Origin of the sequence: Phreatobacter sp. AB_2022a (genome assembly GCF_026847585.1) — a bacterium.
Taxonomy (GTDB): domain Bacteria; phylum Pseudomonadota; class Alphaproteobacteria; order Rhizobiales; family Phreatobacteraceae; genus Phreatobacter.
The window spans coordinates 12,733-26,539 of sequence record NZ_JAPSET010000043.1 but is presented as its reverse complement, the minus strand read 5'-3'; the positions used below and the strand labels follow the sequence as shown (position 1 = coordinate 26,539).

Annotated in this window: 11 protein-coding genes; 6 read left to right on the top strand and 5 right to left on the bottom strand. The window is 68.0% G+C overall.

What is annotated here, in order from left to right; genetic code table 11:
* Window positions 1-4: 4 nt before the first annotated feature.
* The 4 genes from OZ671_RS24815 to OZ671_RS24800 form a co-directional block, all read right to left on the bottom strand.
* Window positions 5-955 (bottom strand): ABC transporter substrate-binding protein, encoded by a 951-nt coding sequence (locus OZ671_RS24815; protein WP_268863207.1) that lies wholly within the window; start codon window positions 953-955, stop codon window positions 5-7.
* 77 nt (window positions 956-1,032) lie between these two features.
* Complete coding sequence (locus OZ671_RS24810) at window positions 1,033-1,728, bottom strand: TetR/AcrR family transcriptional regulator (RefSeq protein WP_268863206.1); 696 nt, start codon at window positions 1,726-1,728, stop codon at window positions 1,033-1,035.
* 604 nt (window positions 1,729-2,332) lie between these two features.
* The gene (locus tag OZ671_RS24805) at window positions 2,333-2,965 is read right to left on the bottom strand and encodes an NrsF family protein (RefSeq protein ID WP_268863205.1); all 633 of its coding nucleotides are present in this window, start codon (window positions 2,963-2,965) and stop codon (window positions 2,333-2,335) included.
* Window positions 2,966-2,972: 7 nt separating this feature from the next.
* Window positions 2,973-3,521 (bottom strand): sigma-70 family RNA polymerase sigma factor, encoded by a 549-nt coding sequence (locus tag OZ671_RS24800; protein WP_268863204.1) that lies wholly within the window; start codon window positions 3,519-3,521, stop codon window positions 2,973-2,975.
* Between the two features lie 272 nt (window positions 3,522-3,793).
* Here OZ671_RS24800 and OZ671_RS24795 point away from each other — a divergent pair, with 272 nt between their 5' ends.
* The 6 genes from OZ671_RS24795 to OZ671_RS24770 all read left to right on the top strand — a co-directional run bounded on the left by OZ671_RS24795 (window position 3,794) and on the right by OZ671_RS24770 (window position 12,027).
* Window positions 3,794-4,303, top strand: a complete 510-nt coding sequence (locus OZ671_RS24795; protein ID WP_268863203.1) for a MerR family transcriptional regulator — start codon at window positions 3,794-3,796, stop codon at window positions 4,301-4,303.
* A gap of 80 nt (window positions 4,304-4,383) precedes the next feature.
* On the top strand, window positions 4,384-6,174 hold the full coding sequence (locus OZ671_RS24790) for an acyl-CoA dehydrogenase C-terminal domain-containing protein (RefSeq protein ID WP_268863202.1): 1,791 nt from the start codon (window positions 4,384-4,386) through the stop codon (window positions 6,172-6,174).
* Between the two features lie 149 nt (window positions 6,175-6,323).
* Window positions 6,324-7,481, top strand: a complete 1,158-nt coding sequence (locus OZ671_RS24785; protein ID WP_268863201.1) for an acyl-CoA dehydrogenase family protein — start codon at window positions 6,324-6,326, stop codon at window positions 7,479-7,481.
* 48 nt (window positions 7,482-7,529) lie between these two features.
* Entirely contained in the window at window positions 7,530-8,741 is a 1,212-nt protein-coding gene (locus tag OZ671_RS24780) for an acetyl-CoA C-acetyltransferase (protein ID WP_268863200.1), read from the top strand.
* A 16-nt stretch (window positions 8,742-8,757) separates the two neighbouring features.
* Entirely contained in the window at window positions 8,758-10,962 is a 2,205-nt protein-coding gene (locus OZ671_RS24775) for a 3-hydroxyacyl-CoA dehydrogenase NAD-binding domain-containing protein (RefSeq protein ID WP_268863199.1), read from the top strand.
* 165 nt (window positions 10,963-11,127) lie between these two features.
* Window positions 11,128-12,027: a LysR substrate-binding domain-containing protein gene (locus OZ671_RS24770; RefSeq protein WP_268863198.1), complete on the top strand. Its 900-nt coding sequence runs from the start codon at window positions 11,128-11,130 to the stop codon at window positions 12,025-12,027.
* A 42-nt stretch (window positions 12,028-12,069) separates the two neighbouring features.
* Here the strand turns inward: OZ671_RS24770 and OZ671_RS24765 are convergent, their stop codons facing one another.
* Window positions 12,070-13,806: a GMC family oxidoreductase gene (locus OZ671_RS24765; RefSeq protein ID WP_268863197.1), complete on the bottom strand. Its 1,737-nt coding sequence runs from the start codon at window positions 13,804-13,806 to the stop codon at window positions 12,070-12,072.
* Window position 13,807: the final 1 nt, after the last annotated feature.

Here is a 13,807-nt window from a genome sequence, read left to right as displayed (position 1 = left end):
CCGCTCACGGCAGAACGACGTTGCTGGCGACTGGCTGGCCGCGCAGCATTTCCTGTTCACGCATGATGGTGATCCAGTAGTCGATCTCCGAGACGGTGATGGTCGGCTTCTGCGCGGAGATGATCGCATTGGCGAGCACGGCCGGCGGCAGTGCGATGTATTTGCCGATCGCTGCGCGCACCTTGGCGTCGTTGGCCTTGTCGGCGACGAAGGCCGAACCCTCGGCGAGGCCCTCGCGGAAGGCCTTGATCGCCTGCGGGTTCTTGGTCGCCCAGGCGCGGGTGGTGGAATACAGGATCGCCGGCAGGCCGGCCGGCAGCTCGGTGTGGAAATAGGACACCACGCGGCCGATATTGCCCTGGACGATGCGTTCCATGATCGGCGAGCCGGTGACGAGCGCGTCGACCGAGCCGCCGCGCAGGATATCGGCCATCTGCGGGAAGGCCGTTTCCACGAAGGTCACCTTCTTCCAGTCGGCCCCCTTCTCGGTCATCCACTTGCGGAACAGGACATGCAGGAAGGCGCCGAGGCCGGGCACGCCGACGCGCTTGCCCTCGGCCGACTTGGCGTCGGTGATGCCCGCGCCGTTCTTCTCCACGAAACCGTAATTGGCGACGTCCTTGGAGGTGACCGAACCGCCGGCGACGGCCACCAGATCGAGGCCGCCGTCATTGGCCTGCAGCATGACCGAGGGAGTCGGGCCGCCGATCTGGACGCTGTCGGCCTGCATGGCCGCGGGAATGTTGGAATTGAGCGCGATCAGCTGGAAATTGACCTCGAGCCCGCGCGAGCGGAAATAGCCGTTTTCCTGGGCGACGAAGGCCGAGGTGAAGTCGGCGACTGCGGTATAGCCGACGGTCACCTTCATCGGGGTCTGCGCGATGGCGGGAAAGCCGGTCAGGGCCGTGCCGGCGGCAAGGCCGCCCGTGAAACCGCGGCGGGTCAGTTTGGTCATGGATCTCATCCTCCTAGAGCCGAGCTTGTTCCGATCCGGATCTTCGCCGTCCGGTAACTGCTGATGATGAAAGGGACTTAACGCGAGGGCGCGGCGGCCCCCGGCGATCGGGTCTGCGTCTTGTCGCCGACGAAGGCCCTGAGGCCAGCGGCGGCGAAGGCACCGGCGCGCGACAGCAGCGCCTCGGTGTCCTTGTCGGTCGTCGCCCCGTCGGACAGGCGGTCGGCGCGACCGGTCGGCGACATCTGCGTCAGCGTCGCACCGATGATGAAGAGATAGCCCCAGGTCGCGTCTGCCAGCGACAGTTCCGGCAGCGCCATCCGGAGGGCGGCGATGTAGCGCTTCGCCATCACATCGTAGCTCGCTGCGATCAGCCCCTGTGCCCAGGGATTGTTGGAGGCGGCGGTCGTCAGGATCAGGTTCGCGAAATAATGGCCGCCGCGCGAGGGATCGTGACCGGCCTCGACGGTGGGCCGCAAAAGGGAATCGACGATCTCCTCGACGGTCACCTGGCCGCGCGCGATCATCGTGTCGAGCCGGGCGAGGCGGATCCGGTTGATGGCGCCGGACCGGCGCGCGAACATCGCCTCGAACAGCCCTTCCTTCGTTCGGAAATGATAGTGCAGCAGCGCCTGGGCCACGCCGGCCGCCTGCGCGATCTCGCGCATGCTCGTGCCGTCGAAGCCGCGGCGGGCGAACAACCGCTCGGCAGCGTCGAGGATGTCTTCCTTCGACGTCGATTTGGCGCGGTTTTTCGCGATGGTCTGCGGCATGGGCAGAAGCGGGCCCGAGAACTGACTGTTCGATCAGTCAAGCATGACGTGACGGGTGACGCAAGGCCGATTCCGGCGCGCCGGACTGCGACATTTGGTACGCCGCGCTAACGCCTGCTCAGCGGGAGGGCCGGCCTTGCGCGTGCCCTTGGCCCGGTTCGGAAAGATCCCGTCGGTCCCCATGCCGTTCGCGCCGAACGGCCCTTTTCGCGCGGTGCGCGGCGCCGACGGGCGGCAGCGCCGGGCATTGAGGGATTGATTCAGCATCCGCCCAACTTTCTGGGGGTTCTGGGGAAGAAGGGACACGTTTCGCGCGCCTGGCCGACGAGATGGCCGCATGCGGGCGCGGCGGCACGCTCCTCGATCCTTTCGGGTTTGGCGCCGCCGGCCGCTTCCTGTTCGTCACGCGGCCGGACGGGGAGAGGCGATCTTCGCGCCGGTCGATGCCGCCTCGTCGCCTTCGTCCGCCGCATCCCTCGGAAGCGGGCGATCCCTTGCCGTCTGTGCGCCGAAATGCCGGGCGCGGATCAGGCGGGCGCGCTGGCCGGCCGATGGCGGTCGGGCGGACACCTGAAAGCCCGCCGATGGCGGTCCGGCCCCGCCTCTACCAGGCGAGCAGCCGCCGGCCGAGCAGGGCGCCGGCGGCGGTGGTCGCGCCGATCGCGACCGAATACCAGGTGGCGACGAAAAACGGCGAGTCGTCGGTGCAGTGCAGGCCGTAGAACAGGGCTGCGATGGCCGCGGCGGCGAGACCCGCCATGGCACCGGCGCGGGCGGGATCGGCGGGGGCCGCCGAGCGCAGCGCGAAGAGCAGCGCGGCGAGCGGGCCGGCGGCCATGAACGGGATGGCGAGAAGGCAGAGCTGCCAGCTGCGCCCGACGAGGCGGCTCATGTAGAGCGAGGCCGGCTGCGTCGCGATTTCATGGCCGAGGCCGAACAGCAGGACGAGCGCCGGCACGACCATCAGCGCGCGCGGCAGGGCGCCGTCCGGCCGGGCGGCCGCCCGGACGAGCGCGATGGCGGCGACCGCCAGGGTCGCCACGAACAGGATCTTCAGTTCGAACAGCATGCTGCCCGCCGCGGCCGCGAGGTCGGCGCGCGGCTTGACCACCAGGATCAGCAGGGCGAAGGCCATGATGGGGGCCGACGCCAGCGCCAGCATCAGCCGGCGCGAGGGGGCAAGGCCTGCCGGTTTGGCGTCACGGGCGAGTGCGGCGATCAGGTCCTCGGTCTTCATGGCCGCCTCATATCGTTCCGCGCAGCATGCCGGCGAGCGCGCCGAGGGCCCGGTGCAGCTGCACCCGCACCGCTCCGGGGCTCATGTTCAGGGCGCGTGCGGTTTCCGCCGTGTCGTGGCCATCGACGAACATGGCGCGGATCACCGCCTTCTGCCCGGCCGGCAGGGTCTCGGCGAGCTTCACCACGTCGCGCGTCGCGATCTCCGGCGTGCCGTCGGGCGCGGCGATCACCTCGGCGAGGTCGTCGATGTCGACGCTGCCCGTCGCCCCGCGCCGGCGCAGCGCGTCGATCAGCTTGTGGCGGAGGATCGCGCGCACCCAGGGCACGAAGGGCTCGGTGCTGAGCCAGCTCGCGCGCTTCAGGTGGATGGCGATCAAGACTTCCTGCACGATGTCCTCCGCTTCCGCGACCGGCCGGCCCGCCCGGGCCAGTCCGCTGCGCGCGATCTGCCGCAGGAACGGCGCAAGCGCGTGCAGGAGCTGTCGATAGGCGGCCTCGTCGCCGGCAAGACCCGCCCGCATCAGCCCGCGCCATTCTTCGTCACGGTCTTTCACGTGGGATCCATGCCTGTTCCGATATCGGGCGCCGGGGTGCGAACGTTACAACGCGAAGGTTAGCCCGGCCGGCCGCGCGCCGCGAGGGCCGCCGGCAGCCTCGTGGCAAGGCCTAGCATTTCACGGCCGCCGGGCGAAGTCGGCGGAGGTTCCGGTCAGCTTCGCTGTGGCAAAATATGTTGACGTTTACGTCAACGTCAGATAGACCCGGCGCCATCGCGGCAGAGCCCTGCCCGAGCATCTGGCCCAAGACGACGCGAGGTCCTTTCCGGATGGCGCAATCGCTGATCCTCGATGCCCAAGGCCGTGACGCCCGCGGCTCCACCATGACCCTGGCTGATCTGGTGGCCGGTGCCGGCGGCGGGTCGCCGACCGCGGCGAAAGATCTCATCACCATCCGCGAGATGACCCGCGAATTCGGCGTCACCGCCCGCGCGCTGCGCTTCTACGAGGAAAAGGGCCTGATCGCGCCGACGCGCGACGGCCAGGACCGGCTCTATTCGCGCCGCGACCGTGGCCGGCTGCGCCTGGTCCTGATGGGCAAATGCGTCGGCTTCTCGCTGGAAGAGGTCAAGGCCATGCTCGACCTCTACGACCTCGGCGACGGCGGCGTCACGCAGATGAAGGTGGCGCGCGGCAAATATCGCGAGCAGATCGCCCGGCTGCGCGCCCAGAAACGCGACATCGACACGGCGATCAGCGAACTCGAGCGGGCCATCATGGTCATCGACCATCGGCTCGCGGCCAAGGATACGGCCGGTCCCGCGCCGGCCGAAGACTGACATCGCGCCGGCGCGCCGCCGGCAACGGAACACCCCGGCGCAGCCCCGCCGCTGCCCGGTTGTCTTGAGGGAGAAGAGCCATGCCGGTCTACAAGGCCCCTGTCGACGATTCGCTGTTCGTTCTCTACGACGTCCTGAAGATGGAGAATTACGGCAATCTCGCCGGTTTCGCCGATGCGCCGCGCGATCTCGTCGAGGCCGTGCTGAACGAAGGCGCCAAGCTCTGCGAGGAGGTGCTGCAGCCGCTCAACGTCGTCGGCGACACGGTCGGCTGCCATCGCAACGACGACGGCTCGGTCACCACCCCGCCGGGCTTCAAGGAGGCCTATCAGCAATATCGCGAGGGCGGCTGGCTCGCGCTTTCCACCGACCCGGCCTATGGCGGCCAGGGCCTGCCGGTCGTGCTCAACGCGGTGATCGGCGAATATCTGTCGTCGGCGAACCTGGCCTGGGCCATGTATCCGGGCCTGACCCAGGGCGCCATGGCGGCGCTGCACGTCCACGCCAATGACGAGATCAAGCGCACCTATCTGCCGAAGATGGCCACCGGCGAGTGGACCGGAACGATGAACCTGACCGAGCCGCACTGCGGCACGGATCTCGGCCTCCTGCGCACCAAGGCCGTGCCCCAGGCCGACGGCTCCTACAAGATTTCCGGCCAGAAGATCTTCATCTCCGCCGGCGAGCACGACATGTCCGCCAACATCGTGCACCTGGTGCTCGCCCGCATCGAGGGCGCGCCGGCCGGCACCAAGGGCATCTCGCTGTTCGTCGTGCCGAAATTCCTGCCCGACGCAGCCGGCAATGCCGGCAGCCGCAACCCGGTCTCCTGCGGCAAGATCGAGGAGAAGATGGGCATTCACGGCAATTCGACCTGCGTCATGAACTATGACGGGGCGACGGGCTGGCTCGTCGGCCAGGAGAACAAGGGCCTGGCGGCCATGTTCGTGATGATGAACGAGGCGCGCCTGTCGGTCGGCCTGCAGGGTCTGTCGCAGTCCGAGGTCGCCTACCAGAACGCCGTCGCCTATGCCAGGGACCGCCTGCAGGGCCGGTCGCTGTCCGGCCCCAAGGCGCCCGACAAGCCGGCCGACCCGATCATCGTCCATCCCGACGTGCGCCGCACCCTGATGACCATGCGCGCGATCAACGAGGCCGGCCGTGCGCTGGTGCTGTGGACGGCGCTCGCCGCCGACGTGCACCACCGTTCCACCGATGCCGCCGAGCGGCAGAAGGCCGACGACCATCTCGGCCTGATGACGCCGGTGGTGAAGGGCGTCCTGACCGATCTTGGCTTCGACAACGCGGTCAAGGCCCAGCAGATGTATGGCGGCCATGGCTACATCAACGAATGGGGCATGGGCCAGTTCGTCCGCGATGCCCGCATCACCATGATCTACGAGGGCGCCAACGGCATCCAGGCGCTCGACCTGGTCGGCCGCAAGCTCGGCGCCAATGGCGGCCGCGCGGTCATGGCCTTCTTCGGCGAGGTCGGCGCCTTCTGCGCGCAGCACAAGGACGATGCCGCGCTCGGGCCCTTTGTCGCAGCCCTCTCCAAGGGTTTGAAGGATCTGCAGTCGGCCACCATGTGGTTCATGCAGAACGCCATGGCCAAGCCCGACAATGCCGGCGCCGGGTCGACGCCCTATATGCATCTCTTCGGCCTCGTCGCGCTCGGCTACATGTGGGCGCGCATCGCGAAGGCCGCCAACGAGAGGATCGCCGCCGGCAGCGACGAGGAGCGGATGAAGGCCAAGCTCGCCACCGCCCGCTTCTTCTTCGAGCAGATGCTGCCGGAAACGGCGGCGCATCTCGCCCGCATTTCCGCCGGCGCCGATTCGATGATGGCGCTGCCGGCCGAGATGTTCTGACGGCCGGAAAGGTTTCGTGACCGGAGGGCCCGCGGGAACGCCGGCGGGCTCTCCCAAAAGAGAGATGACGTCGCCTGAGATTTGGAGGGTGTAACAGCACATCCGATCTGCGACAGTCGCCGCCGCACATGACCCCGGGAGTTCATCCGATGAGCGCGATCAACCTGCCGAAGCCGGCCTGGCACACCGAAGAGCACGACATGCTCGCCGAAAGCGCGAAGGCCTTCCTCGCCAAGGAATTCGTGCCCAATATCGACCGCTGGACCGAGGCCGGCGTGATGGACCGCGACGCCTGGACGAAGGCCGGCGCCGCCGGCCTCTTGTCGGCGTCGATCCCGGAGGAATATGGCGGCGCCGGCGGCAACTACAGCCACGAGGCGATCATTGCCCATGAGATCGGCCTTGCCGGCGCCGACAGCTGGGGCTGGGCCATCCACGGGCCGATCGTCGCCCCCTATATCCAGCACTACGGCACCGAGGAGCAGAAGCGCCACTGGCTGCCGAAGCTGGCCACCGGCGAACTGATCGCCGCGCTCGCCATGACCGAGCCGGGCGCCGGCTCCGACGTCCAGGCGATCCGCACCAAGGCCGAGCGCTCGGGCAATGGCTGGGTGCTGAACGGCTCCAAGACCTTCATTACCAATGGCCAGCACGCCAACCTGATCGTGGTGGCGGCCAAGACCGATCCGAGCCAGGGTGCCAAGGGCGTGTCGCTGTTCGTGGTCGAGACCGACAACGCTCCGGGCTTCCGCCGCGGTCGCAAGCTGAAGAAGCTCGGCCTCGACTGGGCCGATACCTCCGAACTGTTCTTCGACGACATGAAGCTGCCGGCCGAGGCGCTGCTCGGCCAGGAGGCGAACCAGGGCTTCTACCAGATGATGAAGGCGCTGCCGCAGGAGCGCCTGACCATTGCCGGCGCGGCGGTCGCCATGATGGAGCGCGCGCTCGGCCTGACCATCGACTACGTCAAGGAGCGCAAGGCCTTCGGCAAGCGCATCCTGGATTTCCAGAACACCCAGTTCGAGCTGGCCGACATGAAGACCGAGGCGACCATGGCCAAGGCCTTCTACAATACCTGCGTCGGCCTGCACATCGAGGGGCGCTGCGACACGGCCACCGCCTCCATGGCCAAATACAAGCTCTCCGACCTGCAGAACACCATCGTCGACCGCTGCCTCCAGCTCTTCGGCGGCTACGGCTTCATGGACGAATACCCGATCTCGCGCATGTACCGCGACGCGCGCATCCAGCGCATCTACGGCGGCACCAACGAGATCATGAAGCTTCTGATTTCGCGCACGCTTTGAAGCGGGCGCGCCAAGCCAAACGCTAGGATCACGGGAAAGGAACCCGCCATGACCGACGTTTTCGTCTATGACCATGTCCGCACGCCGCGCGGCAAAGGCAAGGCCGACGGGTCCCTGCACGAGGTGACCGCCCTCGAGCTGGCGACCCAGGCGCTGAAGGCGATCAAGGCGCGCAACAATCTCGACACCAAGCGGCTCGTCGACGACGTCGTGCTCGGCTGCGTCGACCCGGTCGGCGAAGCCGGCGGCGACATCGCCCGCATCGCCGCGCTGAAGGCCGACTATGGCCAGGAGGTTCCGGGCGTGCAGATCAACCGGTTCTGCGCCTCCGGCCTCGATGCGGTCAATTTCGCGGCCGCCCAGGTGATGGCCGGCCAGCACGACATGACCGTGGCCGGCGGCGTCGAGAGCATGTCGCGTGTCGGCATGGGCGCCTCGGGCGGCGCCTGGCCGGTCGACCCGTCCATCGCGGTGAAAAGCTACTTCATGCCGCAGGGCGTTTCGGCCGACCTGATCGCCACCAAATACGGCTTCTCGCGCGCCGATGTCGACGCCTATGCCGTGGAGAGCCAGAAGCGCGCCGCGCGCTCCTGGGAGGAGGGCCGGTTCAAGAATTCGGTCATCGCGGTCAAGGACATCAACGGCCTGACCATTCTCGACCATGACGAGCACATGCGGCCCTCGACCACCATGCAGTCGCTGGCAAGCCTCAACGCCTCCTTCGTCATGATGGGCGAGGCCGCCGGCTTCGACGCCGTCGCCGTGCAGGCCCATCCGGAAATCGAGGGCGTCAACCACGTGCACCATGCCGGCAATTCCTCCGGCATCGTCGACGGCGCGGCCGCCGTCCTGCTCGGCTCGAAGGAGGCCGGCCTCGCCGCGGGCCTCAAACCCCGCGCCCGCATCCGCGCCTTCGCCAATATGGGCTCTGAGCCGGCGATCATGCTGACCGGCCCGATCGACGTCACCAACAAGCTCCTGAAGAAGGCCGGCATGTCGGTCGGCGACATCGACCTGTTCGAGCTGAACGAGGCCTTCGCCTCCGTCGTGCTGCGCTACATGCAGTATTTCGACATCCCCCACGACAAGATCAACGTCTGCGGCGGCGCCATCGCCATGGGCCACCCGCTCGGCGCGACCGGCGCGATGATCCTCGGCACTGTGCTGGACGAGCTCGAGCGCACCGGCAAGTCGACCGCGCTCGTCACGCTGTGCATCGGTGCCGGCATGGGCACCGCGACCATCATCGAGCGCGTCTGAGAGGAGAGTTCCCGTCATGAACCTCAAGAACTTCACCTTTTCCGTCGACGCCGACGGCATCGCGCTCCTGACCTGGGACATGAAGGACAAGTCGATGAACGTCATCGACGAGTCCGTGGGCGAGGATCTCAACGCGGCGATCGACGCGGTGGTCGCCGACCCGGCCATCAAGGGCTGCGTGATCACCTCGGGCAAGGACACCTTCTCCGCCGGCGCCGACCTCACCATGCTCGAGCGCTCCGGCAAGGCCTATGCGGCGAATGTCAGGACCAAGGGTCCGGAAGCGGCCATGGCCGCCTTCTTCGAGGAGAGCCGGTCGCTGTCGCTGGTGCTGCGCAAGCTGGAGACCTGCGGCAAGCCCTTCGTCGCCGCCATCAACGGCATGTGTCTAGGCGGGGCTTTCGAGATCGCGCTGGCGAGCCACGCCCGCATCGCCTCCGACAATCCGAAGCTGCGCGTCGGCCTGCCCGAGGTGAAGGTCGGCCTGTTTCCGGGCGCCGGCGGCACCCAGCGGGTGCCGCGCATGACCAACACGCAGGACGCCCTGCAGATGCTGCTGAAGGGCGACCAGCTCAAGGCCGACCGCGCCAAGGCCATGGGCCTGATCGACGAGGTCGTGCCGGCGGCGAACCTGATCGAGGCTGCCAAGGCGCGCCTGAAGGCGGGCGTCGATCCGAAGAAGCCCTGGGACAAGGAGAAGTTCCGCCTGCCCTCCGGTCCGGTCTATTCGCCGGCCGGCATGATGACCTGGCCGCCGGCCAACGCCATCTACCGGCGCGAGACCTACGACAATTATCCCGGCGCCCGCGCCATCCTGCAGGTGGTCTATGAAGGCCTGCAGGTGCCGATGGATACGGCTCTGCGCATCGAGTCGCGTCATTTCGCCCATGTCCTGCGCTCGCCGCAGGCCCAGGCGATGATCCGCTCGCTGTTCGTCTCGATCGGCGCGCTCGGCAAGGGTCTGCGCCGGCCCCGGGGCGTGCCGGCTTCGCAGCTGAAGACGGTCGGCGTGCTCGGCGCCGGCTTCATGGGCGCGAGCATCGCCTATGTCACCGCGCTCGCCGGCATGGACGTCGTCCTGCTCGACCGCGACATGGAGAGCGCCGAGAAGGGCAAGGCCCATTCGCACAAGCTGGTCACCGACCAGATCAACAAGGGCCGGTCGACCAGCGCGGCGCGCGATGCCCTGCTCGCCAAGATCAAGCCGACGGCGGACTATGCCGACCTTGCCGGCTGCGATCTGATCATCGAGGCCGTCTTCGAGGATCCGGCGGTCAAGGCCGACGTCATCAAGAAGGCGGAAGCCGCGATCCGCCCGGACTGCATCTTCGCCTCCAACACCTCGACCCTGCCGATCACCGGCCTGGCCGAGCACTCGGTCCGCCCCGAGCAGTTCATCGGCATCCACTTCTTCTCGCCCGTCGACAAGATGATGCTGGTCGAGACGATCATGGCCAAGAAGACCGGGGACCGGGCGCTGGCGACTGCGCTCGACTACGTCAAGGCGATCAAGAAGACGCCGATCGTGGTCAACGACACCAGGGGCTTCTACGTCAATCGCTGCGTCGGCAACTATATCCGGGAGGCCCACCTCCTGCTGATGGAAGGCGTGCCGGCCGTGATGATCGACAATCTCGCCAAGCAGGCGGGCATGCCGGTCGGGCCGCTGACGCTCAACGACGAGGTCGCCATCGACCTTGGCCTGAAGATCCTGAAAGCCACCAAGCAGCAGGTCGGCGCCCAGGCGGTCGATCCGCAGCAGGAAAAGCTGCTGACCTTCCTGGTCGAGCAGGAGGGCCGGATCGGCAAGAAGGCGAAGAAGGGTTTCTACGACTATCCGGACGGCAAGAAGAAGACCATCTGGCCGGGCCTGAAGGACTTCGTCGGCACGCAGATCGCGCCTGAGGATGTCGACCGCCAGGAGGTGATCGACCGCCTCCTGATGACCTGCGCGCTGGAGGCGGCGCGCTGCTTCGAGGAGGGCGTCGTCACCGACCCGCGCGAGGCCGATGTCGGCTCGATCCTCGGCTTCGGCTTTGCGCCGTGGTCCGGCGGCACGCTGTCCTATATCGACATGTACGGCCTCAAGGCGCTGGTGGCGCGCGCCGACGCGCTCGCCGCCAAGTACGGCGACCGTTTCCTGCCGAACAGGCTGCTGCGCGACATGGCCGCCTCCGGCGAGACCTTCTACGGTCCGAAGGCGGCCAGGCAGGCCGCCTGACGGCGCCTCGATCGGATTGCGTCATGGCGGGCGGCCTTCGGGCCGCCCGCTGTCGTTTCGGCATCGGATGATCGCCGCCGCCCGCCGTGTTATGGCACGTGGGCCTGCCGGAAATCCGGGCCCGCCGAGGGCGGGGAATCCGCACCGCAGATTGCCGGAACGACGATGAACCTGCGCCAGATGGAAATATTCAGGGCCGTGATGCTCGCGGGGACCATCACCGGCGCGGCGAAGTCCCTGAACCTGTCGCAGCCTTCCGTGACCGAGATGCTGCGGCGGACGGAGGAGAAGCTCAAATATCGGCTGTTCGCGCGGATCAAGGGCCGGCTCGTCCCGACCCCCGAGGCCCAGATCCTGTTCGGTGAAGCCCAGGCCATTTTCGAGCGGGTTTCGAGCCTCAATCATTCCTCGGAGCTGCTGCGCGACGCGCAGCTCGGTTCGGTCAGCATCGTCACGACATCGGCCCTCGGCCTCTACATCCTGCCGAAGCTGCTCGGCGATTTCATCACGTCCAAGACCGATGTGCGGTCGCGCCTGATCATCCGGCGGCACTTCGATCTCGTCGATTCCGTCCTGTCCGATGCGAACGGGATCGGGCTGGCATTCTACCACGACAACGATCCGCGGGTCGTCCGGCGCGAACTGGTGAAGGCGCCGCTCACCTGCATCTGCCCGAGCGGCCACCCCCTGGCTGAGCTCGACGAGATCCGCATTGCCGATCTCATCCGCTTCCCCCTGATCACCTATGCGTCCAGCAAGGGGCTTGCCCCGGTCGCCAACGGCCTGTTCGCCGAAGCCGGCATTTCCTTCCGATCGGTCGCCGCCGTGACCGATATCGCCCAGGCCTGGGCGCTGGTTCAGGCCAAGGCCGGCGTCGCGATCGTCGATCCCTTCTCCAATCTCGGGGATCTGTTTCCCGATGTGGCCGAGCGTCCGGTCGTGTCGGGCGCGCGGGCGACGCTGAACGCGCTCGTCGCGCCGCATCGCCCCATTTCGCGGGCCGCCGACGCCTTCATCGGCCATCTGCAGGCGGAGCTGCAAGAGCGCCTCAAATGGCGCGGATAGGCCGGCCGCCCGGCGCGGCGAGCGCTCGCGGCAGGACCGCCGTCAGGCGTGCGGGCCGTGCCTGATCTGGTCGGCGATTTTTTCGGCGATCATCAGCACGGGGATGTTGAGGTTGGCGCAGGGGATGGTCGGCATGACCGAGGCGTCGCAGACGATCAGCCCTTCGGTGCCGACCACCGCTCCGCGGCTGTCGCAGACGACGGCCGGATCGTCCGGGTCGCCCATCCTGCAGGTTCCACACGGGTGCCAGACGCCGCCGACATTGAGTTTGAGATAGGCGTGAAGCAGGGCCTCGTCGGCGATGAGGGCCTCGACCGAGGGCGTGCCGTCATTGGCAGCCTTCAGGACGAGCCGGCGCAGGCCGGCGCTCGCATCCATGGCCGGTCCGACGATGCCCATGGCGATGCCGTTGACCGGATCCGGGCGCAGCCATTTCTTCACCCGCGCCGAATAGGTCGAGGGAAAGGCGTCCTGGCAGCCGCCGCGCAGCGCGACGCCCTGCAGGATCGAGGCCGAAAGGCGGAAGCTCGCCGCGAGGCGCATCAGGTCCGCGGGATCGGACAGCAGCCGGAAATCGACATGCGGTTCGACACGCGGATCGGCCGAGGCGAGCGTGACGAAGCCGCGCGAGACCGACTTGTTGACCCAGCCGAACAGCGTTCCGATCCGATGGCCGACCGCATGCCAGCCCGATCGCGCGTTGACGGCCAGATGCATGTCGCCCCGCGGTGCGCCGGCAAGCCCGGAGGACCAGCGCAGGATCGCCTGGATATGATAGTGGTCGCCGCGCGGCAGCCGGTTTTCCCCGGGGATATAGGCGGAGACGCCGATCGAGGGATGCTCCTGCAGATTGCGGCCGACGCCCGGCCGGCCCACCACGGTGCCGATGCCGAGGCGCGACAGGTGGTCCGGCGCGCCGATGCCGCTGCGCATGAGCACGGCCGGCGAATGAAGCGCGCCGCAGCTGACGACGACCAGACGGGACCTGACCTCCAGCGAACGGCCCGCGCGTGACAGGCGGGCGCCGACGGCCCTGACGCCGTCCATCAGGATCCGCTCGACATGGCTGTCGGTCCAGATCGTCAGGTTCGGCCGCGCGCGGACCGTCGCGGTGAGATAGCCGACGGCGGCCGAAACCCGCCGGTTGCCTTCGTCGAGATTGGTGGCGATCGGATAGACGCCGTCCTCCCAGGCGCCGTTCTGGTCGTCGCGCGCGGCATAGCCCTGGGCCTCGAGCTCGGCTTCGACATGCCGCACGAAGCCGGCATGGAGCGTGCGCGGGACACGCTTCACGGGGATCGGGCCGAGATGGCCGTGGAGCGTATTGCCGTCCTGGTAGTCGAGATCGTGTTCGAGCTTGCGGAAGAAGGGCAGGACATTGTCCCAGTTCCAGCCCTTCGCGCCTTCCGCCGCCCATTCGTCATAGTCGGCCGGCGCGCCGCGATTGGCGCCGATGCCGTTGATCGACGAGCCGCCGCCCAGAATGCGCGCCTGTTCGTAGGGCCGCGGCGCGGCCCGGTCGTGCTCGCCCCCGCCGATGCCCATGGCGACGCTGAGGTCCGGCCAGGTCCAGTCCTTGTTGAAATAGGCGCGGCCGGGATAGGGCGAGGCGATGACCGCGGGGACCGCGCCCGGAGCGAGGTCCTGTCCCGCCTCGACCAGCAGGACCTGGCGGGCCGCATCCTCGGACAGGCGTGCCGCCAGCACGCATCCGGCCGAGCCGCCGCCGAGAATGATCACGTCGAAGCTGCCGGGGGCGGCCTCCGCTGGATGGGTCATG